This window comes from Klebsiella sp. GFKo11, from assembly GCF_056490265.1.
The window spans coordinates 306,517-332,309 of the sequence record NZ_CM151369.1; the positions used below are offsets into that span (position 1 = coordinate 306,517).

Annotated in this window: 17 protein-coding genes; 12 read left to right on the forward strand and 5 right to left on the reverse strand. The window is 56.0% G+C overall.

The window, feature by feature from the left end; translation table 11 throughout:
• The first annotated feature begins 159 nt into the window (after positions 1–159).
• The 9 genes from bcsR to AC07P6_RS01450 all read left to right on the forward strand — a co-directional run bounded on the left by bcsR (position 160) and on the right by AC07P6_RS01450 (position 16,215).
• A complete protein-coding gene (gene bcsR, locus AC07P6_RS01410) occupies positions 160–348 on the forward strand; it encodes a cellulose biosynthesis protein BcsR (protein WP_110276210.1) in 189 nt (62 codons plus the stop codon).
• A gap of 11 nt (positions 349–359) precedes the next feature.
• Positions 360–1,097: a cellulose biosynthesis protein BcsQ gene (gene bcsQ / locus AC07P6_RS01415; protein ID WP_182235238.1), complete on the forward strand. Its 738-nt coding sequence runs from the start codon at positions 360–362 to the stop codon at positions 1,095–1,097.
• A complete protein-coding gene (gene bcsA, locus AC07P6_RS01420) occupies positions 1,094–3,712 on the forward strand; it encodes a UDP-forming cellulose synthase catalytic subunit (protein ID WP_478315498.1) in 2,619 nt (872 codons plus the stop codon). Before bcsQ ends, bcsA begins: the two co-directional genes overlap by 4 nt.
• A 10-nt stretch (positions 3,713–3,722) precedes the next feature.
• Complete coding sequence (bcsB, locus tag AC07P6_RS01425; protein ID WP_478315499.1) at positions 3,723–6,074, forward strand: cellulose biosynthesis cyclic di-GMP-binding regulatory protein BcsB; 2,352 nt, start codon at positions 3,723–3,725, stop codon at positions 6,072–6,074.
• 3 nt (positions 6,075–6,077) lie between these two features.
• Positions 6,078–7,187: a cellulose synthase complex periplasmic endoglucanase BcsZ gene (gene bcsZ / locus AC07P6_RS01430; protein ID WP_478315501.1), complete on the forward strand. Its 1,110-nt coding sequence runs from the start codon at positions 6,078–6,080 to the stop codon at positions 7,185–7,187.
• Positions 7,169–10,654, forward strand: a complete 3,486-nt coding sequence (gene bcsC, locus AC07P6_RS01435; RefSeq protein ID WP_478315502.1) for a cellulose synthase complex outer membrane protein BcsC — start codon at positions 7,169–7,171, stop codon at positions 10,652–10,654. Before bcsZ ends, bcsC begins: the two co-directional genes overlap by 19 nt.
• Before the next feature lie 393 nt (positions 10,655–11,047).
• Entirely contained in the window at positions 11,048–13,054 is a 2,007-nt protein-coding gene (gene hmsP / locus AC07P6_RS01440; RefSeq protein WP_478315503.1) for a biofilm formation regulator HmsP, read from the forward strand.
• 153 nt (positions 13,055–13,207) lie between these two features.
• Positions 13,208–14,494 carry a dicarboxylate/amino acid:cation symporter gene (locus AC07P6_RS01445; RefSeq protein WP_110276204.1) on the forward strand — a complete coding sequence of 429 codons (1,287 nt, stop codon included), beginning with the start codon at positions 13,208–13,210 and terminating at the stop codon, positions 14,492–14,494.
• A gap of 221 nt (positions 14,495–14,715) precedes the next feature.
• Positions 14,716–16,215: a M16 family metallopeptidase gene (locus AC07P6_RS01450; protein ID WP_434661188.1), complete on the forward strand. Its 1,500-nt coding sequence runs from the start codon at positions 14,716–14,718 to the stop codon at positions 16,213–16,215.
• 292 nt (positions 16,216–16,507) lie between these two features.
• Here the strand turns inward: AC07P6_RS01450 and kdgK are convergent, their stop codons facing one another.
• A complete protein-coding gene (gene kdgK / locus AC07P6_RS01455; protein ID WP_182235233.1) occupies positions 16,508–17,437 on the reverse strand; it encodes a 2-dehydro-3-deoxygluconokinase in 930 nt (309 codons plus the stop codon).
• Positions 17,438–17,632: 195 nt separating this feature from the next.
• Between kdgK and AC07P6_RS01460 the strand changes: the two genes are divergently transcribed.
• Entirely contained in the window at positions 17,633–19,684 is a 2,052-nt protein-coding gene (locus AC07P6_RS01460) for an AsmA family protein (RefSeq protein ID WP_478315504.1), read from the forward strand.
• A 50-nt stretch (positions 19,685–19,734) separates the two neighbouring features.
• On the opposite strand, the gene AC07P6_RS01465 is transcribed toward AC07P6_RS01460, so the two are convergent.
• The 3 genes from AC07P6_RS01465 to AC07P6_RS01475 form a co-directional block, all read right to left on the reverse strand.
• Positions 19,735–21,057, reverse strand: coding sequence for an MFS transporter (locus AC07P6_RS01465; RefSeq protein WP_110276200.1), 1,323 nt, complete (start codon positions 21,055–21,057; stop codon positions 19,735–19,737).
• A 269-nt stretch (positions 21,058–21,326) separates the two neighbouring features.
• Positions 21,327–22,358, reverse strand: a complete 1,032-nt coding sequence (gene yhjD / locus AC07P6_RS01470; RefSeq protein ID WP_182235231.1) for an inner membrane protein YhjD — start codon at positions 22,356–22,358, stop codon at positions 21,327–21,329.
• Between the two features lie 258 nt (positions 22,359–22,616).
• Complete coding sequence (locus tag AC07P6_RS01475; RefSeq protein WP_182235230.1) at positions 22,617–23,516, reverse strand: LysR family transcriptional regulator; 900 nt, start codon at positions 23,514–23,516, stop codon at positions 22,617–22,619.
• Positions 23,517–23,635: 119 nt separating this feature from the next.
• Between AC07P6_RS01475 and AC07P6_RS01480 the strand changes: the two genes are divergently transcribed.
• The gene (locus tag AC07P6_RS01480) at positions 23,636–24,394 is read left to right on the forward strand and encodes an SDR family NAD(P)-dependent oxidoreductase (RefSeq protein WP_478315505.1); all 759 of its coding nucleotides are present in this window, start codon (positions 23,636–23,638) and stop codon (positions 24,392–24,394) included.
• 356 nt (positions 24,395–24,750) lie between these two features.
• On the forward strand, positions 24,751–25,359 hold the full coding sequence (locus AC07P6_RS01485; protein WP_434661190.1) for a LuxR C-terminal-related transcriptional regulator: 609 nt from the start codon (positions 24,751–24,753) through the stop codon (positions 25,357–25,359).
• Here AC07P6_RS01485 and AC07P6_RS01490 read toward each other — a convergent pair.
• Positions 25,356–25,784, reverse strand: a complete 429-nt coding sequence (locus AC07P6_RS01490; RefSeq protein WP_478315506.1) for a lysozyme — start codon at positions 25,782–25,784, stop codon at positions 25,356–25,358. The genes AC07P6_RS01485 and AC07P6_RS01490 overlap by 4 nt on opposite strands.
• Positions 25,785–25,793 lie beyond the last annotated feature (9 nt).

A 25,793-nucleotide genomic window follows, 5' to 3' on the forward strand; every position in this document is an offset into this window, starting at 1 on the left:
CGTGAGACCTGATTTACACTGGATCAGTTTACTAGCGAAAGCGTGAGAGTAAACCTAACATTGAAATTAAAGGATATCAGTTTTAGCATGTAAACCTAATTTAAGGATGAACCTATACTTTCTGGTTTAATTTAATGAATTTTGCCAACGGACAGAGAAATGTCAGAAAAAGATCTCGCTGTGCCCACCGATGCGACTTTGGGTTACACCTTTCAAAATGATTTTCTGGCATTAAGCCGGGCATTTTCCCTGCCTGATATTGATTACCACGACATTTCCCGACGCGAGCAGTTAACCGCGGCGCTGAAACGCTGGCCATTACTGGCTGAATTAGCTGAGAAAAAGTAAGGAAGCCGTTGATGGCTATTCTGGGATTACAAGGCGTGCGCGGTGGCACTGGCACCACATCGATTACCGCTGCGCTAGCCTGGGCGCTGCAATTACTCGGGGAAACCGTACTGGTGGTTGATGCCAGCCCGGACAATATGCTGCGCTTTTTTTTCAACGTCGATTTTAGCCACAAAGCGGGCTGGGCGCGTGCGATGATCGACGGCGATGACTGGCGCGATGCCGGACTTCGCTACACTTCGCATATCGATCTGCTGCCGTTTGGTCAGCTCGAACCGGGTGAACGCGAGAATATTGACCAGCTTCAGGCGATGCTTTCGCCGATGGCCGAAATGGTGCAAAAGCTCCATCAGCAGGGCGATCACCGCTGGCTGTTGATTGACCTGCCGGACGGCTATTCGCCGCTGACGCGCACCTTAATCAACGTATGCGACCGTACGCTGGTGGTGGTCCACCCGGACGGTAATAGCCATATTCGCCTGCATCAGCAGGCATTACCGACGAATAGCGATATTCTGATCAACGATCTGCGCGTCGGCAGTCAGCTGCAGGAAGATTTATATCAGCTGTGGCTGGAGAGCCAGCGCCGCATTTTGCCGGTGACGATTCATCGCGATGAGGCGATGGCTGAGTGTCTGGCGGCGAAGCAGCCGCTCGGCGAATATCGTCAGGATTCTCTGGCGGCGGAAGAGATACTCACGCTTGCCAACTGGTGCCTGCTGCACTATGTCGGCAAGGGGGCTGAATGATTCGCCTGAGTACCCTACTGCTGGCTCCACCGGTTGGCGAACGGCTGAGTGAGCGCTATCGTGATTATCGTCGGCACGGCGCGTCGTGGCTGGCGGCCGCGTTGGGCTGCTTGTGGGCGTCGTTGGCGTGGGCGTTTATGCCGCTGGAAACGCCGCGCTGGCAGGCGATTCGCGAGCGCCATGATGAATTTTTCCCGCATATCAATCCGCATCGCCCGCGCCCGCTGGACCCGATTCGCTACCTGCTGCAATCCTTATGGCTGCTGACGACCCGGGTGCCGGAGGCGGATAAAAAGGTCAACTGGCGTTCGCTGGTCGCCCTCGAAGGCGTGCAGGGACGCTATGCGCAATGGCTGGAAAAGCTGCCGGAGAAGGTTAATGCCCGCACTAGCCATTTAGATAAACACAAAGAGCTGGCGCACCTGAATCCGAAGCTAAGGCGGTTGATTCTCGGCACGGTGACGTTTTTCTCGCTGATCCTCGCGCTGCTCTGTATTACTCAGCCCTTTAATCCGCTGTCGCAGTTTATTTTCCTGCTGTTGCTGTGGGGCGTCGCGTTGCTGGTGCGCCGTATTCCAGGGCGCTTCTCAGCGCTGATGCTGATCGTGCTCTCGCTGACCGTTTCCTGTCGCTATATCTGGTGGCGCTACACCTCAACGCTTAACTGGGATGACCCGGTAAGCCTGGTATGCGGGATCATTCTGCTGTTTGCTGAAACTTACGCCTGGGTGGTGCTGGTGCTGGGCTATTTCCAGGTTGTCTGGCCGCTCAACCGCCAGCCGGTGCCGCTGCCGGAGGATATGGAACAGTGGCCGACGGTGGATATCTTCGTGCCGACCTATAACGAAGACCTCAACGTGGTGAAAAACACCATTTATGCCTCGCAGGGGATCGACTGGCCGAAGGACAAGCTCAATATCTGGATCCTCGACGACGGCGGGCGCGAAGAGTTCCGCCAGTTCGCCAAAGACGTCGGGGTGCACTACATCGCGCGTACCACTCATGAACACGCGAAGGCCGGGAATATCAATAATGCGCTGAAGTACGCCAAAGGCGAGTTTGTGTCGATTTTCGACTGCGACCACGTGCCGACACGCTCATTCCTGCAAATGACCATGGGCTGGTTCCTGAAAGAGAAAGAGCTGGCGATGATGCAGACGCCGCACCACTTCTTCTCCCCGGACCCGTTTGAACGCAACCTCGGGCGTTTTCGCAAAACGCCGAACGAAGGCACGCTGTTTTATGGCCTGGTGCAGGATGGGAACGACATGTGGGATGCCACCTTCTTCTGCGGCTCCTGCGCGGTAATCCGCCGCGGCCCGCTGGATGAAATTGGCGGTATCGCCGTGGAGACGGTGACGGAAGATGCCCATACCTCTCTGCGCCTGCATCGCCGCGGCCACACTTCCGCCTATATGCGTATTCCGCAGGCGGCCGGGCTGGCGACGGAGAGCCTGTCGGCGCATATTGGTCAGCGTATCCGCTGGGCGCGCGGGATGGTGCAGATTTTCCGTCTCGATAACCCGTTGTTTGGCAAAGGGCTGAAGCTGGCGCAGCGCGTCTGCTACGTCAACGCGATGCTGCACTTCCTCTCCGGTATTCCGCGCCTGATTTTCCTGACCGCGCCGCTGGCGTTTTTGCTGCTGCACGCCTATATCATTTACGCCCCCGCGCTGATGATCGCCCTGTTTGTGCTACCGCATATGATTCATGCCAGCCTGACCAACTCGAAGATTCAGGGTAAATACCGTCACTCTTTCTGGAGTGAAATCTACGAAACGGTGCTGGCCTGGTATATCGCGCCGCCGACGTTTGTCGCGCTGATAAACCCGCACAAGGGCAAATTCAACGTCACCGCGAAGGGCGGGCTGGTAGAAGACGAGTACGTCGACTGGGTGATTTCCCGTCCCTATATCTACCTTGTGCTGCTGAATCTGGTCGGCGTCGCCGTGGGTATCTGGCGCTTTATGTACGGCCCGGAAAACGAGGTCCTGACCGTCTGGGTGAGTATTATCTGGGTGTTCTATAACCTGATTATTCTTGGCGGCGCGGTGGCCGTGTCGGTCGAAAGCAAGCAGGTGCGGCGCTCGCATCGTGTAGAGATGTCGATGCCGGCAGCGATTGCTCGCGAAGATGGCCATCTGTTCTCCTGCACCGTTCATGACTACTCCGACGGTGGACTTGGCGTCAAAATTCACGGTGAGGCGCAGGTGCTGGAAGGCCAGCACGTCAAGCTGCTGCTCAAACGCGGGCAGCAGGAGTACAGCTTCCCGGTACGGGTTGCGCGCGTGAACGGGAGCGAAGTGGGTTTACAGCTGTTGCCGTTAAGCAATCGGCAACATATTGATTTTGTGCAGTGTACGTTTGCCCGCGTAGATACGTGGGCGCTTTGGCAGGATAGCTTCCCGGAAGATAAACCGATGGAAAGCCTGCTGGATATCCTGAAGCTGGGGTTCCGTGGATATCGTCACCTGGCGGAGTTCTCACCGCCGTCGGTGAAGGTTATTTTCCGCTCGCTCACCTTGCTAGTGGCCTGGGTTGTCTCGTTTGTTCCGCGCCGTCCTGAACGCGCGGCAGCGACACTCTCGGCGGAACCGGCAATGGCTCAACAATGATGATAATGCGATGAACAGAAAACTCTCTTTGATTTGTGCAGTAGCGGTGAGCATTGGCGGCTGGTCCCCCTTCGCTTCGTATGCGGAACCGACGGCAGCGGTAGCTGCGGCACCGGAAGCGGCACAGACGACTACTGTGCCCGGAATTGCCGGGGTGGTTGCTGATAGCCAGCCAACGGCGGCCCTTGCTGACCCGGCGGCCCCGGTGGTGATATTGGATAATGCTCCGACCCGCGACGTAAAGCTCACCTTCGCCAAAATCGCCCCGCCTCCGGGCAGTATGGTGCTGCGCGGTGCGCGTCCTGATGGCTCGGTAGAGTTCGGTATGCGCAGCGATGAAGTGGTGGCGAAAGCGCTGCTTAACCTCGACTACACGCCATCGCCGTCGCTGCTACCGATCCAGTCGCAGCTGAAGGTCTATCTTAACGATGAGCTGATGGGCGTTTTGCCGGTCACTAAAGAGCAACTGGGCAAAAAAGTCAGCGCGCAGATCCCGATAGATCCGCTGTATATCACCGACTTTAACCGCGTGCGCCTGGAGTTCGTTGGCCACTATCGTGATGTCTGTGAAAACCCGGCCAGCAGCACCCTGTGGCTGGACGTGGGCCGCGAAAGTTATCTGGATTTAACCTATCAGTCGCTGAACGTGCGCAACGATCTCTCGCATTTCCCGGTCCCATTCTACGATTCCCGCGATAATCGCCAGCTCACGCTGCCGATGGTCTTTGCTTCCGCGCCGGATGTTCAGCAGCAGCAGGCGGCGGCGATTATCGCCTCGTGGTTCGGCAGCAAAGCGGGTTGGCGCGGCCAGCAGTTCCCGGTTCACTTCAACGCGCTGCCGGATCGTAATGCCATTGTTTTTGCCACCAACGATAAGCGCCCGGACTTCCTGCGCGAGCACCCGCCGGTTAGCGCGCCGACTATCGAAATGATCGACCATCCGAGCAACCCTTACGTCAAGCTGCTGGTGGTATTCGGTCGTGATGATAAGGACCTGCTGCAGGCGGCGAAGGGGATTGCTCAGGGCAATATTCTGTTCCGCGGCAGCAGCGTGACGGTTGACGATGTGAAAGAGCTACAGGCACGGAAGCCTTACGATGCGCCAAATTGGGTGCGCACCGACCGGGCGGTGACCTTTGCTGAGCTGAAGACCTACGAACAGCAGCTGCAATCCAGCGGTCTGGTGCCGGATTCCATTAATGTCGCGCTGAACCTGCCGCCGGACCTGTATCTGCTGCGCGCCAACGGCATCGATATGAATCTGAACTATCGCTACACCATGCCGCCGATCAAAGACAGCTCGCGCATGGATATCAGCCTGAACGATCAGTTCTTACAGTCTTTCAGCCTCAACAGCTCGCAGGATGTGAATAAGCTGATTCTGCGCCTGCCGGTGCTGCAGGGGCTGCTGGACGGCAAAACGGAAGTCACGATCCCGGCGCTACGTCTCGGGGCTATGAACCAGCTGCGCTTTGATTTCCAGTATATGAACCCGATGCCCGGCGGCTCCATTGATAACTGTATTACCTTCCAGCCGGTACAGAACCACGTGGTGATTGGCGACGATTCGACTATCGACTTCTCGAAGTACTATCACTTTATGGCGATGCCGGATCTGCGCGTGTTTGCCAACGCGGGCTTCCCGTATAGCCGGATGGCGGATCTGTCCGACACCCTGGTGGTGGTACCAAAAGCGCCGACTGAGGGCCAGGTTGCCACGCTGCTGGAGACCACTGGCGGCATCGGTGCGCAAACCGGTCTGGCGTCAATTAACCTACGCATGACCGATGACGGTAGCCAGATTAAAGACAAAGATGCCGACCTGCTGTTGATTGGCTCCATTCCGCAGGCGCTGAAAGATGACAGCAAAATCAACCTGCTGGTTGAAGCGACCAAAAGCTGGGTGAAAATGCCAATGCGCCACTACGACCTGGCGAGCATTTACCCCGATCTTGAAGCCAGAACGCCGAATACCCGCACTGATATCACCTCGTCCGGGCCGATGGCGGCCATTATCGGCTTCCAGTCGCCTTACAACGATCAGCGCAGCGTCGTTGCGCTGCTGGCCGATAGCCCGCGCGGTAACGAACTGCTGACCGCGGCGCTGAACGACAGCGGCAAACGCGCGGCGATGTTTGGTTCCGTTTCAGTCATTCGTGAGTCGGGCGTGAACAGCCTGCGGGTGGGGGATGTGTATTATATCGGGCATCTGCCGTGGTTCGAACGCATTTGGTTTGCGCTCTCCAGCCATCCGGTGCTGCTGGCGATTCTGGCGGCGGTGAGCATCGTGCTGCTGGCGTGGGTACTGTGGCGCATGCTGCGTATTATCAGCCGTCGTCGCCTCGACCTTGATGATGAGTAATCGATGATGAATGCAGTACGCGGAGTGGTGTTATCGGTATTGATTCTGGCGGCGGCGCAGGTTAGCGCCGCCTGCCAGTGGCCGGCCTGGGAGCAGTTTAAAAAAGAGTACGTCAGCGCCGAAGGGCGGGTTATCGACCCCAGCGATTCACGAAAAATCACCACTTCGGAAGGGCAAAGCTACGCGTTGTTCTTTGCCCTGGCGGCCAATGACCGCGAGGGTTTTAGCAAGCTATTTGAGTGGACGCAAAACAACCTCGCGGAGGGTGACCTGCGCGCGCATCTGCCGGGCTGGTTGTGGGGTAAAAAGAGTGATGATGAGTGGACGGTTCTCGATAGCAACTCGGCGTCTGATTCCGATTTATGGATAGCCTGGTCGCTGCTGGAAGCTGGACGCCTGTGGAAAATGCCGCAATACACTGAAGTCGGTAAAGCGCTGCTGGCGCGGATTGCCGATGAAGAAATCGTGACGGTGCCGGGGCTCGGGCCGCTGGTGTTGCCGGGGAAAGTTGGCTTCGTCGATGACGGCGGCTGGCGCTTTAACCCCAGCTACCTGCCGCCGCAGCTGGCGACCTACTTTGCCACTTTTGGCGCTCCATGGCCGAAGGTACGCGAAGCGAATCTGCGCCTGCTGCTGGAGACCGCGCCAAAAGGTTTTTCGCCTGACTGGGTACGCTACGAAAAAGGCAAAGGCTGGCAGTTGAAAGCGGATAAACCCATTATCGGCAGCTATGACGCCATTCGCGTCTATTTGTGGGCCGGTATGCTTGACGACGGCGATAAGCAAAAAAAATCTCTGCTGGCGCGCTTTAAGCCGATGGAAACCCAGACTATCAGCCAGGGCGTGCCGCCGGAAAAAACCAATATCGCCAACGGTAAAACCACCGGCAATGGCCCGGTTGGCTTCTCCGCGTCGCTACTGCCATTTTTGCAAAATGACGACGCCCGGGCCATTCAGCGCCAGCGCGTCGCTGACGATTACCCCGGCGCGGATGCTTACTACAGCGCGGTCCTGACCCTTTTCGGTCAGGGATGGGATCAACACCGTTTTCGCTTCACCGCCGCTGGCGAATTACGACCTGACTGGAACCAGGAATGCACAAGTTCTCACTAAGCTTATTCACGCTCTCTTTAAGCGTCGCGCTGATGCCGCTGGCGCACGCCGCGAACACGCCCGCTCAGCAACATCTGCTGGAGCAGGTGCGCCTCGGCGAGGCCAGCAACCGTGAAGACCTGGTACGTCAGTCGTTGTATCGCCTGGAATTGATCGACCCAAATAACCCGGATGTGGTGGCCGCGCGAATGCGTTACCTGATCCGCCAGGGCGATACCGCCGGTGCGCAGAAACAGCTTGAGCGTCTGGCTAAATTGGCCCCGGACTCGACGGAGCTCAAAACCTCACGTAACGAGATGGATATCAGCACCGGCGATGGTCGCCAGGAGCTACAGCAGGCCCGTCTGCTTGGCGTTGCCGGGAAAGTTGATGAAGCGATTGCTGCTTACGAGAAGTTGTTCAATGGCGTACCGAGCGATGAAAACGCGGCGATTGAGTACTGGACGCTGGTGGCGCGTCTACCATCACGTCATAACGAGGGCGTCAATCAGCTAAAAAAACTTAACGCCAGCTCGCCGGGCAACGTCCAGCTGCAAACGGCGCTGGCGAAACAGATGTTTGGCGACAATAAGCCGGAAGAGGGATTCGCTTATCTTGAGCAGATGTCGCGCTCGGCGGCGGGCCGCGGTATTGCTGCCGATATGTGGTTTACTGAAGTCAAAAGCATGCCGGTAAGTCGGGCCAGCGTGCAGGCATTACAGCGGTTTCTGATGCAGTTCCCTACCGGCTCCGCCTCGGCCAATGCTCGGGTGCTGCTCGACCAACAGCAGACGCAGCTTAGAGATCCGACGTTCCGCGATCGTGCTGAAGGTCTGGCGGCGGTGAAAGCTGGAAAAGGTTCGGTGGCCGTCGCCGATTTGCAGCAAGCCGTAAGGGCGGATGCCAAAGACAGCGATGCGGTTGGCGCGTTAGGGCAGGCGTACTCCCAGCGCGGCGATCGGGCACGGGCGGTTGCTCAGTTGAGTAAAGCCATCAAAATGGACCCGGATAGCCCGAGCCGCGACAAATGGGACAGCCTGCTCAAGACCAACCGCTACTGGCTGCTGATCAAGCAGGGCGACAACGCGCTGAAAAGCGGCCAGTTGGCGCAGGCGCAAAATTATTACGCTCAGGCGCAGCGAGTAGACAATACCGACAGCTATGCGGTGCTGGGTTTGGGAGATGTGGCGGCGGCGCGTAAAGAAAACGCGGCGGCGGAGCGTTACTACCAGCGCGCGCTGCGCATGGACCGCGGCAATAGCCTGGCGGTGCGCGGCCTTGCCAATCTCTATCGCACCGAATCGCCGGAAAAAGCCAGCGCCTACATTGCCAGCCTGTCGCCGGGCCAGCGGCGCAGCATTGACGATATCGAGCGCAGCCTGACCAACGATCGGCTGGAGAAACAGGCCGAATTGCTGGAGAGCCAGGGCAACTGGGCGCAGGCAGCGGAAGTACAGCGCCGAAGGCTGGCGCTGGATCCGGATAGCGTATGGATAACTTACCGCTTATCGCGGGATCTGGTCAGCGCGGGCAGTCGTAGCGAAGCCGATGCGCTGATGCGTGCGATGGTCAACCGCAAGCCCGGCGATGCCGACCGGATTTATGCTTATGGCCTCTATTTATCCGGTAACGATCAGGATGAGATGGCGCTGGCACAGATTAATGCTCTGCCGCGTGGGCAGTGGACCGATAATATTCGCGAGCTGGATGCGCGTCTGCAAAGCGACAAGATCTTGCGTCAGGCAAACCAGCTGCGCGATGGCGGGCAGGAAGCGCAGGCCATTGCGCTGATCAAACAGCAGCCGACGTCGGTGCGCTACGAGCTAACCCTTGCGGACTGGGCGCAGCAGCGCGGCGACAGTCGGACGGCGATAGCGGAATATCAGCAGGTCCTCGGGCAAGAGCCGAGTAACGGCGATTCGCGTCTGGGCCTTGCGGAAGTCTATCTTGCCGATGGCGATAAAAATGCCGCCCGGGCCCAGGTGGCTCAACTCAAGGGCGAGGATGTTGGCTCCATCAATATGCAGCGACGCATTGCTCTCACGCAGGCGGGTCTCGGCGATAGCGTTCAGGCGCAGCAAACTTTCGCCCGTATTGTTCCGCAAGCGAAAGCCCAGCCGCCGTCGATGGAAAGCGCGCTGGTGCTGCGTGATGCCGCGCGCTTCCAGGCGCAAAACGGTGAGCCGCAGCAGGCGCTGGAGGGTTACAAAGATGCGATGGTGGCCTCCGGCGTGACCCGCGTGCGCCCGCAGGATAACGACACTTTCACGCGCCTGACGCGTAATGACAGCAGTGACGACTGGCTGAAGCGCGGGGTGCGTAGCGATGCTGCCGATCTATATCGTCAGCAGGATCTTAACGTTACCCTGGAACACGATTATTGGGGATCCAGCGGCACTGGCGGCTATTCCGATCTGAAAGCGCACACCACGATGCTGCACGTGGACGCGCCGCTGGCCGACGGACGGATGTTCTTGCGTACCGACCTCGTCAATATGGATGCCGGTAGTTTTTCTACGGATAGCGACGGCAGCTACTCGCCGAGCTGGGGTACCTGCGGCGAAATCGCCTGTACGGGCGGCAGCAAACACCAAAGCGACAGCGGTGCCAGCGTTGCGGTGGGTTGGAAGAACGACACCTGGAGCGGCGATATCGGCACCACGCCGATGGGCTTTAACGTCGTTGATGTGGTGGGTGGCCTGAGCTACAGCAGCGATGTTGGCCCGCTGGGCTACACCGTTAACGTTCATCGTCGACCCATTTCCAGCTCGTTGTTGGCTTTTGGCGGGCAGAAGGATAACGGCAACGATGGTCATACCGGCAAGACCTGGGGCGGAGTGCGCGCCGACGGCGGTGGGCTTAGCCTGAGCTACGATAAGGGCGAGGCCAACGGCGTGTGGTCGTCGCTGGGCGTTGATCAGCTGACGGGTAAAAACGTTGCTGACAACTGGCGCGTGCGCTGGATGACCGGCTACTACTACAAAGTTATTAATGAAGATAACCGCCGGGTGACCGTCGGCCTGAACAATATGCTCTGGCACTACGATAAGGACCTGAGCGGCTATACCCTCGGTCAGGGCGGTTATTACAGCCCGCAGGAGTATGTCTCCTTCGCCGTGCCGGTGACCTGGCGTCAGCGGACGGAAAACTGGTCCTGGGAGCTGGGCGGTTCCGTTTCCTGGTCCCATTCGCGGACCAAAACAGAAGCTCGCTATCCGCTGCTGAATTTGATTCCCTCGCAGTATCGCAACGCAGCCAGCCAGCTTACGGAAGAAGGCAGCAGCAGTTCAGGCGTAGGTTATACCGCCCGGGCGCTGGTTGAACGCCGGGTGACCAGCAACTGGTTTGTTGGGGCGGCGGTGGATATTCAGCAGGCGAAGGATTACACCCCAAGCCATGCGTTGCTTTATGTTCGCTACTCGGCTTCCGGCTGGCAGGGCGATATGGATATCCCGCCACAGCCGCTGGTCCCTTACGCCGACTGGTAGCAGATTAGCCTGAATTACGTGACAGGGCGTCACTCCACGACGCTCTTCGCGTATACTCGTCACACTTCGCCCGCCTTTGGCAATACCGATCGTTTTTTCCCGGTGGCGCTGCGGCTTCCCGGGCTACGGGTCCGTGCGGTCTGGGTTTGTAGCCCGGACAGGCGCGCCGCGGCGCCTCCGGGAATTGCCCTCGGTGACCGGGGCTACGGGTCCGTGCGGTTTGGGTTTTGTAGCCCGGACAGGCGTTTTGCGCCGCCTCCGGGAAGGCACCCCAGGACATCGCTGCACACCTTGCGGGCGCGAGCGAATGATTTGAGTATATAATCAGCCTGAAAACGACCGGCGTGGAGGGATCTGCGTCGGGCCAGCGTTCAGTATCAGTGGAGAACCCCGTTGCGCGTCAGCCGTTCACTTACAATTAAACAGATGGCGATGGTCGCGAGCGTGTCCATGGCGTTTGTATTGGTCTTCTGCTCTATTTTGCTGTTCCACTTTGTACAGCAGAGTCGTTTTACCACGGCCACGCAATTAGAAAGCATCGCGCGTTCCGTTCGCGAACCGCTGTCAGCGGCTATCCTCAAAGCCGATATTCCTGACGCGGAAGCCATTCTGAGCCGCATTCAGCCTGCAGGCATCGTCAGCCGGGCGGATGTGGTATTACCGAATCAATTCCAGGCGCTGCGGATGCGCTTTATCCCCGAGCGCCCGGTGCCGGTCATGATCACCCGCATGTTTGAGCTGCCGGTGCAGATTTCATTACCGATCTATTCCCTTGAACGACCGGCTAACCCGCAGCCGCTGGCCTATCTGGTGCTCCAGGCCGACTCGTATCGCATGTATAAGTTCGTGATGAGTACCCTGTCGACGTTAGTAACTGCTTACTTACTTCTGGTGCTGATTCTGACAGTGGCAATCACCTGGTGCATCAACCGCCTGATAGTACGGCCTCTGCGCAAAGTCGCCCGCGAGCTTAACGATGTTCCACTGCAGGAGCGTCTGGGCCACCAGCTCACGCTGCCACGCCTGCATCATGACGATGAGATCGGCATGCTGGTGCGCAGCTACAACCGTAACCAGCAGACCCTGCTGCGCCTGCACGATGAACTCTCTTTACAGTCGACCCGCTTTCCGGTCTCCGACCTGCCCAATAAAGCCTTTTTGATGGCGATGCTAGAGCAGACCGTTGCCCGCCCGCAGCCCTCGGCGCTGCTGGTTGTTGCCTGCGAAACCTTACAAGATACTGCTGGCGTGCTGAAAGAGACGCAGCGTGAAATGCTGCTGCTAACCCTGGTTGAAAAGCTGCGGGCGATCATTCCTGCGCAAATGGTGCTGGCCCAGGTCAGCGGTTATGACTTCGCAATTCTGGCCAGCGGCATTACCGAACCCTGGCAGGCGGTAACGTTAAGTAAGCAAGTACTTACTGTCGTAAATGAGCGTTTGCCGCTGCATGGTATTCAGCTTCGCCCCTGCGCCAGCATCGGTATTGCGATGTTTAATGGCGAGATCAACGCCGAACAGCTCTATCGCCGGGCGTTTTCCGCCGCGGTGACCGCGCGGCGTAAAGGGAAAAACCAGATTGAGTTCTTCGATCCAGAGCAAATGGAAAAAGCGCAGCGCCGATTAATGGAGGAGCACGATATTCTGACGGCGCTCGATAACCAGCAGTTTGCTACCTGGCTGCAACCGCAGGTGGATACCGCCAGCGGTGAGGTGTGCGGTGCGGAAGTGCTGCTGCGTCAGCGTCAGGCGGACGGCAGTTGGTCGCTGCCGGGGGATCTGATTGAGCGTATCGAAGCCTGTGGGCTGATGGTTCCGGTCGGCTACTGGGTAATGGAAGAGGCCTGTCGGCAGCTTGCCGCCTGGCAAAATCAGGGGATCATGCTGCCGCTGTCGGTTAACGTGTCGTTGCTACAGTTACTGCACCACGATCGTGGCGCCGAAATGCTGGCGCTGCTTTCGCGCTACCGTATCGCGCCGGGAACGCTGGTACTGGAAGTGACCGAGAGTCGCCGGATAGACGATCCGCAGGCGATAATCTCCCTGTTACGCCCACTGCGTGAAGCCGGCGTGCGGATTGCATTGGATGATTTTGGTATGGGCTACGCGGGCCTGCGGCAGCTGCAGCATATTAAATCGCTGCCGGTGGACATTCTGAAAATCGATAAAGTCTTTATCGATATGTTACCGGACGATATCAGCATGGTTCCGGCGATTATCCAGCTGGCGCGCGGTCTGAATTTGCGTATTGTCGCGGAAGGGGTCGAAAACCAGGCGCAGTATGCCTGGCTGCAGGAGGCGGGAGTAGAAGCGGTTCAAGGATATCTATTTGGCTGCGCCATGCCGCCAGACGCTTTTATGGCACGGTTTTTAAAGACCGATGCTGAGGATGCAAATTTGTAACGATATTGTTAGCTTGTACGAGTCAGCTCTAAAAAATTAACAATTCCATTGCAATTTAACTCCTCGTTATTTCTGAAATGTTTCTTGGGTGTTATTTTTAAGCCACAGACGCGATATCCACTCTTTGTCTGTGGTTTTTCCCAAAGGACACCTATGAAAATCTCTTTCTTTAAAAGCCTTTATGTTCAGGTTTTATCGGCCATCGCGATCGGTATTCTGCTGGGCCACTTCTACCCGGAACTGGGCGCGCAGATGAAACCCCTCGGCGATGCCTTCGTTAAACTGATTAAAATGATTATTGCGCCGGTTATCTTCTGTACAGTCGTGACAGGGATTGCCGGGATGGAAAGCATGAAGGCCGTCGGCCGCACCGGGGCGGTTGCGCTGCTCTATTTTGAAGTCGTGAGCACCATCGCGCTGATTATCGGCCTGATTATTGTCAACGTGGTACAACCCGGCGCGGGAATGAACGTGGACCCGGCGACCCTCGACGCGAAGGCCGTGGCGGTTTACGCCGAACAGGCGAAAGATCAGGGCATTGTGGCGTTTTTGCTCGATATTATCCCCGGCAGCGTGATCGGCGCTTTTGCCAGCGGCAACATTCTGCAGGTGCTGATGTTTGCGGTGCTGTTTGGTTTTGCGTTGCACCGACTGGGCAGCAAAGGCCAGCTGATTTTCAACGTTATCGAAAGCTTCTCACAGGTCATCTTCGGCATCATCAACATGATTATGCGCCTGGCGCCAATCGGTGCTTTCGGGGCAATGGCCTTTACCATCGGTAAATATGGCGTCGGGACGCTGGTGCAGCTTGGTCAGCTGATCGTCTGCTTCTACATCACCTGTATCCTGTTTGTGGTAGTGGTACTGGGGTCGATAGCCAAAGCCACCGGCTTCAGCATCTTTAAATTTATCCGCTATATCCGCGAAGAGCTGCTGATTGTGCTGGGAACCTCTTCATCTGAGTCAGCGCTGCCGCGCATGCTCGATAAGATGGAAAAACTCGGCTGCCGTAAGTCGGTGGTGGGGTTGGTTATTCCAACGGGTTACTCATTTAACCTCGATGGCACCTCCATCTATCTGACGATGGCGGCAGTGTTTATCGCACAGGCAACCAACAGCCACATGGATATTTTCCATCAGATAACCCTGCTGGTGGTGCTGCTGCTATCATCGAAAGGCGCGGCGGGCGTAACGGGCAGCGGATTTATCGTCCTCGCGGCGACCATTTCCGCCGTCGGCCATTTGCCAGTAGCCGGTCTGGCGTTAATCCTCGGTATCGACCGCTTTATGTCCGAGGCGCGTGCGCTGACTAACCTGGTGGGTAACGGCGTGGCAACTATCGTGGTCGCTAAATGGGTAAAAGAGCTGGACTCCAAACAGCTGGATGATGTCCTGAATAACCGTACTCCAGCGAGCAAATCGCACGAATTATCCTCATAAATCCACCTGTTAGGCCCGTTGTCCCTTGCTGGACTCCGGGCTCCTGCGCATAATTAGGGGTCGCTGCCGCTTGCACGGTGGTGACCCTTATGATTTTTTAACGTCTACATGCGACATTTTCATCTCCGCGTGGTCTAAACGACGTACTTAACTCACCACATTTTTTCGGCGGCCCGCCTGTGGGCTGCTGTTGTAACCAGGATTGTTCATCAGGGGTTCACATGCAGGGCACAAAAATTCGACTCTTAACCGGTGGTTTGCTGATGATAGCGGCGGTCGGTTATGTGCAGGCAGAAGCGCTCCAGCCGGACCCGGCCTGGCAACAGGGGACACTTGCGAATGGGTTTCAGTGGCAGGTTTTAGCCACCCCGCAGCGTCCCAGCGATCGTATCGAAGTTCGCCTGTCCGTGAATATTGGCTCGCTGAGCGAAAGCACTCAGCAGAGCGGCTTTAGCCACTTTATCCCGCGTCTTGCACTGACGCAAAGCGGTAGCCTCCCGACCATGCAGGCGCGTTCTTTGTGGCAGCAGAGTATTGACCCTAAGCGTCCTCTGCCGCCCGCCATCGTTTCTTATGACTACAGTTTGTTTAATCTGAGTTTACCGAATAACCGCAATGATCTGCTGAAAGAAGCGCTGAGCTGGTTGGCGAGCGCTAGCGGTAAAATGTCGATCACCCCGGAAACGGTCAACCACGCGCTACAGGGCGAAGACATGGTGGTGACCTGGCCTGCGGATACCAAAGAAGGCTGGTGGCGCTATCGGCTGAAAGGCTCAACGATGTTGGGGCACGATCCAGCCGCACCGTTGAAACAACCGGTTGATATCGCTCAGCTCAAAGATTTCTATCAAAAATGGTATACCCCGGACGCCATGACCCTGATTGTGGTCGGCAATGTGGACAGCCGCAGCGTCGCGGAACAGATCAACAAAACCTTTGGCGGCCTGAAGGGCAAGCGCGAAACGCCAGTAGCGGTTCCGACGTTATCTCCGCTGCCGACAGCGCCGGTCAGCATCATGACCGATGCGGTGCGCCAGGATAAGCTGTCGCTGATGTGGGATACGCCGTGGCAGCCTATTCGTGAATCGGCAGCGCTCCAGCGTTATTGGCGCGATGATCTTGCGCGTGAAGCGCTGTTCTGGCACGTACAGCAGAATCTGAGCAAGAGTAATATCAAGGATATCGGCCTGGGCTTTGATTGTCGTGTGCTCTACCAACGTGCGCAGTGCGCAATCAATATCGAATCGCCGGGTGAGCGCCTGAACGCTAACTTGACGACCGTGGCGCGTGAGCTGGCGAAAGTGCGCGATAACGGCCTGCCGCAGGATGAGTTTGATGCTCTGATTGCGCAGAAAAACCTTGAGCTACAGAAGCTGTTCGCCACCTATGCGCGTACTGATACGTATATTCTGATTAGCCAGCGGATGCGTTCGTTGCAAAACCAGGTGGTGGATATTGCTCCCGAGCAGTATCAGAAGCTGCGCCAGGAGTTTCTTAACTCGCTGACGGTCGATATGCTCAATCAGTATCTGCGTCAGCAACTGTCGCAGGATATGGCGTTGGTATTGCAGCAGCCGCAGGGCGAGCCGGAGTACAACATGAAGGATTTGCAGGCGACGTGGGAAAAACTGATGATGCCTGCGCCAACGGCGGCGACCAGCAGCGCCAGCGATGTTGTGGAAGGGCGTAACGAAGTCACTGATATTCCGCCGGGGCAGTAAAGAAAAACCGGATAGCAATGCTATTCGGATTTGCTAATGGCAAATCTGTTTTGGGTATTGCGCCGGGTGTTTTCCCCCGGCGGCGATGCTGCGCATCTATCCGGGCTACCAGTCAGCAGACGGCCGTGAACCCGTAGCCCGGTCAGCGCAGCGCCACCGGGAAGCAGCAGCGCCGGTGTATCAGCCCCTGCACATTTCCCGGAGGCGGCACTGGCGCGCCTTGTCCGGGCTACCGGCCCGCAGAGCGCTGTGACAATAGCGCAGCGCGAGCCGGGAATCAGCGACGCTACAGTTACTGCGGCATCGCTTCGCGCGGGATAACCGCGCCGCGATACTGAATTACCGTGCTGGCGGTCAGGTGTCCGCGTTTCGCCGCAGACTCTGCATCGCCGCCGGTCAGGCGCACGGCCAAATAGCCCGCGCTGAATGAATCGCCAGCAGCGGTCGTATCAACCACTTTCTCTTTCGGCAGCTTCACGGCCGGGATTTCCAGCTGCGGTTGACCGACAATCGCTACCAGGCAAGAGTCAGCGCCGCGTTTAACCACCACTTCTTCAACGCCAGCGGCGTGAGTGCGGGCGATCACTTCTTCGACCGGCTTCTCTCCCCACAGCGCATCTTCGTCGTCGAGAGTCAGGAACGCGATATCAGTACAGGTTAGCATCTGCTGATAAACCTGCTGCGTCTCTTCTTTGCTGCTCCACAGGCGCGGGCGATAGTTATTATCAAAAATCACCTTGCCGCCGTTTGCGCGGCATTCGCGCAGCAGCGTTAGCAGCTTCTCGCGACTCGTCGGGCTAAGGATAGCCAGGCTGATACCGCTAAGGTAAAGGTAATCAAACGTTGCCAGCTCTTCGCAGATAGCCGCAGACTGCTCGCTCTCCAGCCAAAATTTCGCCGCCGCTTCATTGCGCCAGTAGTAAAAGGTGCGCTCGCCGGTGTCGTCGGTTTCGATGTAATACAGGCCCGGTAAACGGTCAGCCATGCGCTGTATCAGGTCCGTCTGGACATTTTCACCTTGCCAGGACTCCAACATCTGCTGGCTAAAAGTATCCGTCCCCAGCGCGGTGACGTAATGCACACCCAGCACGCTGGCGTCGGTCTGACGGGCAATATAGACGGAGGTATTTAAGGTATCGCCGCCAAAGCCACGGTTTACCGCCGCGCCTTTCTCTGACAGCTCAATCATGCATTCGCCAATGACGGCAATTTTCTTAGACATAGTGAGGACCTGAAATTAAATCAATATTAACCCTAGTGTGCGCTGGGCCGCTTTTATGGTCAATGATATTAAAACAACGTTCCATTATTTTTTTGACATAACGCGGATTATGTGACGAAAACCTCATTCGGCGGAGCACCTGGCGTTTCTCAACTATATTCAGGACTGACATGTTGCAAAAGGAGTGCAAAGGGGATGAGCAGAACCCGTAAAACCGTTGCGATTATCTCGGGAACGATAGTCTTACTGATCGTTGTGTTTTTTATTGTGCTGGCGACCTTTGACTGGAATCGCCTGAAGCCGACGATTAACCAGAAGGTTTCCGCTGAACTGAACCGACCGTTTGCCATTCGTGGCGATCTGGGCGTGGTCTGGGAGCGCCAGCCTGGCGAAAGCGGCTGGCGTAGCTGGGTCCCCTGGCCGCACGTTCACGCCGAAGATATCGTCCTCGGCAACCCGCCAGACATCCCGCAGGTGACGATGGTACATCTGCCGCGAGTGGAAGCGACCCTCGCGCCGTTGGCGTTGCTCAGTAAGACGGTCTATTTACCGTGGATCAAGCTGGAGCAGCCGGACGCGCGGTTGATTCGATTGTCGGAGAAAGCGAATAACTGGACATTTGATCTCGCCTCGAACGATGCGGCGAATAAAAACGCGCCGCCTTCCAGCTGGTCTTTCCTCCTCGACAATATTCTTTTCGATCGCGGCAAGATTGCTATTGACGATAAAGTGACCCGCGCCGACGTCACGATTATGGTCGACCCGCTGGGTAAACCGCTGGCATTTAGTGAGGTGACCGGTGAAAAGGGCAAGGGCGAGTCGCAAAAAGTCGGTGATTACGTCTTCGGCCTGCAGGCGAAAGGCAGCTATAACGGGCAGCCGCTCTCCGGGACGGGAAAAATCGGCGGCATGCTGGCGCTGCGCAGTGAAGGGACGCCGTTCCCGCTACAGGGTGATTTTCGTTCCGGCAATTCCCGGGTAGCGTTCACCGGTACGGTTAACGATCCGCTTAACCTCGGCGGGGTCGATCTGCGGCTGAAATTTTCCGGCGATTCGCTGGGCGATCTCTACGACCTGACCGGCGTTCTGCTGCCGGATACGCCCGCTTTCTCAACCGATGGGCATCTGCGGGCCACTTTCAAGGATAAGAGCGGTTCACGTTTTGCCTATCAGGATTTTAATGGCCGCATCGGCGAGAGTGATATTCACGGTTCGCTGACCTACACCACTGGTAAACCCCGGCCTAAGCTCGAAGGCGATCTGGAGTCCCGACAGCTAAGATTGGCGGATTTAGGCCCGCTGATCGGTGTCGATTCCGGGGGGAAAGGAAGTAAAACGGAACAACGTAAAGGCGAAGCCTCGCCGCAGCCCGCCGGGAAAGTGTTGCCATATGACCGTTTTGAAACCGACAAGTGGCAGGTAATGGATGCGGATGTGCGCTTTAAAGGGCGCAAGATTGAGCACGGCGGGACGCTGCCGATTAGCGATCTCTCTACCCACGTGATCCTTGAACGAGGCGACCTGCGCCTGCAACCGCTACGTCTTGGCCTCGCCAACGGGACTATCGCTGGCAGTATTCATCTGCAAGGAGATAAAAAGCCGCTACAGGGCACGGCGAATCTACAGGCGCGGCGTCTGAAGCTGAAAGCGCTGATGCCAAACGTGGAGATGATGCAGAAAACCCTCGGTGAGATGAATGGCGATATCCAGCTTCGTGGGACCGGTAATTCCGTCGCCGCGCTGCTGGGCAACAGTAACGGTAATTTGAAGCTGTTGATGAACGACGGACTGATTAGCCGCAACCTGATGGAAATTCTTGGCCTGAACGTCGGTAACTTTATTATTGGGCAGATCTTTGGCGATGACGAAGTGCGGGTGAACTGTGCGGCGGCGAATATCGATGTGACCAACGGCGTCGCCCGGCCACAGGTGTTTGCCTTTGATACAGAAAATGCGCTGATCAACGTGACCGGTACCGCCAGCTTTGCCTCGGAGCAGCTGGATCTGACTATCGATCCGGAGAGTAAGGGCTTTCGCATTATCACTCTGCGTTCGCCGCTGTATGTGCGCGGTAGCTTTAAATCACCGAATGCGGGTGTGAAGGCGGGACCGTTGATTGTGCGCGGTGCGGTGGCGGCAGCGTTGGCGACGTTGGTCACTCCGGCCGCAGCATTACTGGCGTTGATATCGCCTGCTGAGGGGGATGAGAATCAGTGTCGGGCGATTTTATCGCAGATGAAAAAATAAGGATGGGGATTCGCCCTCGGCTGCACAGAGCCGGGGGCGAAGTCAGTGCGTTACAGCGATTGATGGCGCGTTTCGTGAGTGAGCAGCAGCGCAATCATCGTCAGCGCCGCCATTGCGGCCAGGTAGAGCCCAACCGCAGGCAGGCCGTAGTTGCCCTGTAGCCAGGCGGCGATATACGGCGCCACGGAAGCCCCGAGGATCGACGAGACGTTATACGAGAACGATGCGCCGGTATAGCGAACTTCGGTCGGGAACAATTCCGGCAGCAGCGCGCCCATCGGACCGAAGGTCAGCCCCATCAGGCTCAGGCCAAGCAGCAGGAAGGCAAAGACCAGTACTGGATTGCCGGAACCAAGCAGCGGTTTAAAGGCAAACAGCGCGAAGAGGATGATCAGCGTGGTGATAACGACCATGCTTTTACGACGACCAAAGGCATCCGCCAGCAGGCCCGCAACCGGCACCATCACGCCAAAACCAATCACCGCCATCATTAGCATCCACAGCACTTCGTTGCGCGGCAGACCGAGGCCAATCGGCGCGGCGGCGGTGCTGAAGGTCATGGAGTAGACGGTCATGATGTAAAACAGCGTATAGGTCGCCAGCATGATGAATGTGCCGAGAACGGTCACGCGGACATGCTTTGTCAGCAGAGTGCCTAACGGGATTTTCACCTGTTTCTTGGCGGCGGCGACTTTAGCGAACACCGGCGACTCGTGCAGCGAAACGCGGACGTACAGGCCGATGATCACCAGCACAGCGGAGAAGATAAACGGCATACGCCAGCCCCATTCCATAAACTGCTGGTCGGTCAGCAGCCAGGAGAGCAGCAGGAAGGTCCCGTTAGCGAAGAAGAAGCCGATAGGCGCACCGAGTTGTGGGAAAGAGCCGTACAGCGCGCGTTTGCGCGGAGGAGCATTTTCCGTGGCCAACAGCGCCGCACCGCCCCACTCACCGCCAAGGCCGAGGCCCTGACCGAAGCGCGCCAGCGCCAGCAGTACCGGGGCCATAATGCCAATGGTTTCATAGCCCGGCAGCAGGCCGATAACCACGGTAGAGATCCCCATCGTGAGCAGTGAGGCCACCAGCGTTGCTTTACGACCTACGCGGTCGCCAAAGTGACCAAATACTGCGGAACCAATAGGACGGGCAATAAAGGCGATCGCGAAGGTCGCCAGTGACTGTAGCGTCGCGGCAGCGGGGTCGCCCTGCGGGAAGAAAATGTGCGGAAATACAATAACCGCCGCGGTGGCATAAATATAGAAGTCGAAGAACTCAATGGCGGTACCGATGAGCGAGGCGACGACGACTTTATTGCGTGAGTTAACCGGTACGGTTTCCTGCGCGTTGTCGAGTGTTGTGGCTGTGGCTTGCATAGATCTTTCTTATTTTTTGCGAACGAAAGGCCATATAGCCACAGCCTTGGGGACATTTCAATCTGTAACAAGGGAAGCGGTAGTCTAAAAAATAGGCAAAAAGTGAATAATTTCTGCACCAGAAGAATAAGTTCTATGAAATGCTTCACACAATTAAAATAATGGTTGATAAAACCAGGTTTAGGTTAAATAAAAGTTACATGTTGGATTTATCTGCTGAAATGATGGGTTGGGCTGAATTTTGCGACTTCATTCAGCCCAACGATTGCTCAATCGTGGGTTTTACCCGGCATTCGGCGGTCATCTTTATACTCGGCGGTGGCAATCCATGCGGCGCAGAAAAGCGTCAACCGGGCGAAGAAATAGAAGAAGGCCATTATCCCCAGCACCGAGCCAAACGCCGCGCCGGAAGGGGATTTCACCAGCGCTGGTAGCGTCCAGGTCATGATGATTTTGATTATCTCAAAGCCAATAGCCGCAATCAGGGTGCCGCGAATCAAGGCCTTGCGGCGGGGACGATGGCGCGGGAGCCGCCAAAATATCCAGAAAAATAATAGATAGTTGGCGAAAATGGATATCGCCAGGCCAATCAGCCGCCATGCTGGTTTCAGCCACTCAATGCTATCGAGATAGAGCGCCGAAATAATCATTTGCTGGGCCGAGCCTGCGACAGAGGTGATTGATAAGGTGATCACCAGCGCAACCAGCAGACCTATTAGCGAGATAAGATCGCGGAAGTATTTTACCCAAATCTTCTCCTGATCTTGTGGTGTTCGTTCCCAGACGTCGCGCGACTGGGCGCGAATCGCTTCGCGCAGGTTGCCCATCCAGTTAATCCCGGAGTAGAGCGCCACCAGCAGGCCGACGATACCGACGGTGGTACGCTGCTGCACGGCGGTGCTAATGGTATTTTTCAGCGTTGCCGCCAGCATCGGGTCGCTAACGTTGAGCAGGATTTTATCGAAAATATCCTGTAGCAGCGTGGGGTGCGAGGCCAGAACAAAACCGGCGGCGGCGAAAGAGACCATCAGAATGGGGATCATCGATAAAAACGAGAAGTAGGTGATTGCCGCGCCAAACTGATTGCCAAGCCGGTCGTTGAAGCGTTCAGCCGCGCGGATCAGATGGGCAATAATCGGGTTGCGCTGAACTTTTTCTGCTGTCCCGGTGACGCTTTTTAGCGCCTGATTGGCTTTTTTGGCGACGGTGGAGTCGTTGATCGCAGCGAGGGTGCTTTTGTTTTTTTCCGGCTGTTGGCCCGGATCCTGGGTCGGGCGTTGAGCGTCGTTTTCCGGCGTCATAAATTATTTCTTCCTTTCTTTACAGCGGTATTCATCAAAATTATATACATAAAATCGTGGATAAGGCGTTTGAGGGGGACATGAGCGTTGTGGATGAAGTGCGTTCATCTCGAATTTCCGATGGCATTTAGCTCGAATAGGTCCACGAAAAATTAATAACATTATGATATTGTTGGTTTTGTAGGCCGGGTAAGGCGACAGCCGCCACCCGGCGGAAATGTCAGTACAATCTCAAATACAGATTTTTCACCATTCTGATTAATCAACATAGCTTTTCATCAGCCCGCCCAGCCACTCCATAAATAGATGCACCCGGCGTGAAAGATTACGCCGGTGCGGGTAGAGCAATGAAACTGGCAGCGGTTCGGCGCGATAGTGGGGCAGAATTTCAATCAGCTCACCGGTGCGCAGCATCTCGCGAACGCCGGTACGTGGCACCTGAATAATCCCCAGTCCTGCCAGACACGACGCCTGATAGGTCTCGGTGCTGTTGACGGTGAGTACTCCGCCAGTTTTGACCCAACGAACCACACCGTCGCTGACCACTTCAAACCCCAGCGGGCGAACACCCAGATTGCTGGCGTAGTGGATCAGCGCATGATCGGCCAGATCGTCGAGCGATTGCGGGTAGCCGAATCGCGCCAGATACTGCGGGCTGGCGCAGTTGATTTGCGTTAATTTCCCCAGCGGACGTGCGATGAGACCGGAGTCTTTCAGCGTGCCGACGCGCACCACACAGTCAAATCCTTCACGAACCACATCGACCAGCCGATCGCTGCTGCTCAGTTCCAGTTCGATACCGGGGTACTGTTGCAAAAATCCCGGTAGTTGCGGAATGACCAGCCTTTTAGCCAGACTTACCGGCATATCTACCCGCAGGCGTCCGCTGATGCTGGAGGGGTCAAGCTGGAACATGCCGTCCAGTTCGTCGAGGTTGCTAAGCAGATCCCTTGCGCGTTCGTAATAGACCATACCGTCCTGAGTGAGCTGCACCCGGCGGGTTGTGCGGTGCAGCAGGCGAGTGCCAAGGTGGCTCTCCAGCGCCTGAATCTGACGCGATACGCTACCTTTAGGCAGGCCGAGGGTATCGGCGGCGCGAGAAAAACTCTCCAATTCCGCTACCCGAATAAACAACTGCATTGCGTGAATTTTATCCATCCCGGAAGCCTATTGTTGTTTATGTTGAAACAGTAAAACGTAATCTAGCGTATTTATTGTATTTATTGCATCTAATAAGCTCTTCAACCATACAAACACAATGGTGAAGGGGTTTTCTGATGACACAACGTATTGCTTTAGTGACCGGCGGCAGCCGCGGATTGGGAAAAAATGCCGCGCTGAAGCTGGCGGCGAAGGGAACCGATATTATTCTGACTTACCACAGCAACTCGCAGGCGGCGCTGGAAGTTGTCGCAGAAATTGAGCGAACAGGCGTGAAAGCAGCGACATTACCTTTAAACGTCGGTGATGTTAGCAGTTTTGAAAGCTTTGCTCAGAAGGTGGCTGAATTACTTCAGCAGCGCTGGCAGCGCGACACCTTCGACTATTTATTGAACAATGCCGGTATCGGTCTGAACGTTGCTTTTGCGCAGACCAGCGAAGCCCAGTTTGATGAGTTGATGAACATCCAGTTTAAGGGACCGTTCTTCCTCACCCAGCGCCTGCTGCCGTTATTGCAGGATGGGGGACGAATTCTCAATGTTTCCAGCGGGCTGGCGCGTTTTGCTCTGCCAGGCTATGCGGCTTATGCCTCAATGAAAGGGGCGATGGAAGTACTGACACGCTATCAGGCAAAAGAACTCGGAGCGAGGGGAATATCGGTCAATATCATCGCTCCAGGCGCGATTGAAACCGATTTTGGCGGCGGCGTGGTGCGGGATAACGCGCAGGTCAACCAGCATATCGCCGCGCAAACGGCGCTGGGAAGAGTCGGTTTGCCGGATGATATCGGCGATGCCATTGCCGCGTTGCTGAGTGACGATCTTCACTGGATGAACGCCCAGCGGGTGGAAGTCTCCGGCGGTATGTTTGTATAATCAGTCTGTCCCCCAGCATGCTGGGGGACGGCATTTAATGCGCTTTCTCATTCCGTAACATTCTTTCCGCGTTTTGCCATCGCCCGCGTTGCCGGGTTGGTTTAGAATCCATAAATTAATATTATTAACATATCCATTCGCCCACTTAATTAAGGATTTCCTTAATTCAAATGTAATAAATATTGTGAATGCGTAATGGTGACGATAAGGCATGTAACCATTCATTGTTTTGATATTTCATTAATCCCCTCCATCGGTAAAATGCCCCAGGCCAAACAGCGAGTTCTTATTTTATCTTGCTGATATTACCCTTCCCCCCTCATTTTATCGGGCGTTTTTTCGATGGAGATAAATCCATGCAGGTAATCATGTTTGACAGGCAGTCGATATTTATTCATGGAATGAAAATTGGCCTTCAGCAACACATTCCTGAAATTGATATTTTTGGTACCTGTCAGGCAGAGCAACTCTGGCAGAAGCTGACGGCGCATCCGGAAGCTCTGCTGATTCTGGATGGCGATATGCACAGTGAATTTTGCTGCTGGTTGTTACAGGAAAAACAGCTACGCTTTCCGCAAACTCAGGTACTGCTGATCGTTTCTGATGATAACAAGAGCTGGCTGCAGCGTGTGCTTTCCTACAATGTGCGCGCTATTGTTCAGCGCGAAGAGAGTCTGCAAACTTTTGCCCAGGCGATTAACAGCATCCTGCTTGGGCTGCTTTGTTTGCCAGGCGATTGGTTAATGACCGCAGAAACCCGGGATAATAAATTGGTTCATTTGAGCCATCGTCAGCGTGAGATTCTCCAGTTGCTGGCTGCGGGAGATTCGAATAAAGAGATTAGCCGGGCTTTAAATATTAGCGCCGGTACAGTAAAAGCTCATCTTGAGTCGTTGTATCGCCGACTGGATGTGAAAAATCGTACTCAGGCGGCGATGGTGTTTAATGGCGTCAGCGAAGCTTAATCCACAGTAACGGAAAATCTTTCACACTCTTCTTGCCGTTGCTGATGGCCGCTGCGGATATTTCTCCACACGGCCAGCGCTTGTGCAAATCGCTGCTGGTTGAGGTGAGTTAAAATAGTATTGAGTGCGGGAGACGCCGGGCCACAGCTAAAGGCTAATGAGACCAGCGCATCGTATTGTGATTGATTGAGCGGAATGTTGAGGTTCCGCTGGAGTTCCCGTTGGCATTGCAGAAGATCCACGATAAGTAAAGTATCCGCGACCTCCCGCGTAAAGTGACTGAAGGTTTCATAGTCATTGAGAACATGGCCGTAGCCAATCACGCGCAGGCCGTTCTCATCCCAATAGGGGTCGAGCGCTAATCCTTGAACTTGTTTAATAAAGTTCAGACCCTGCGGGCTTAGCGACGGTTTCGGTGGGGGCATTTTGGCTTC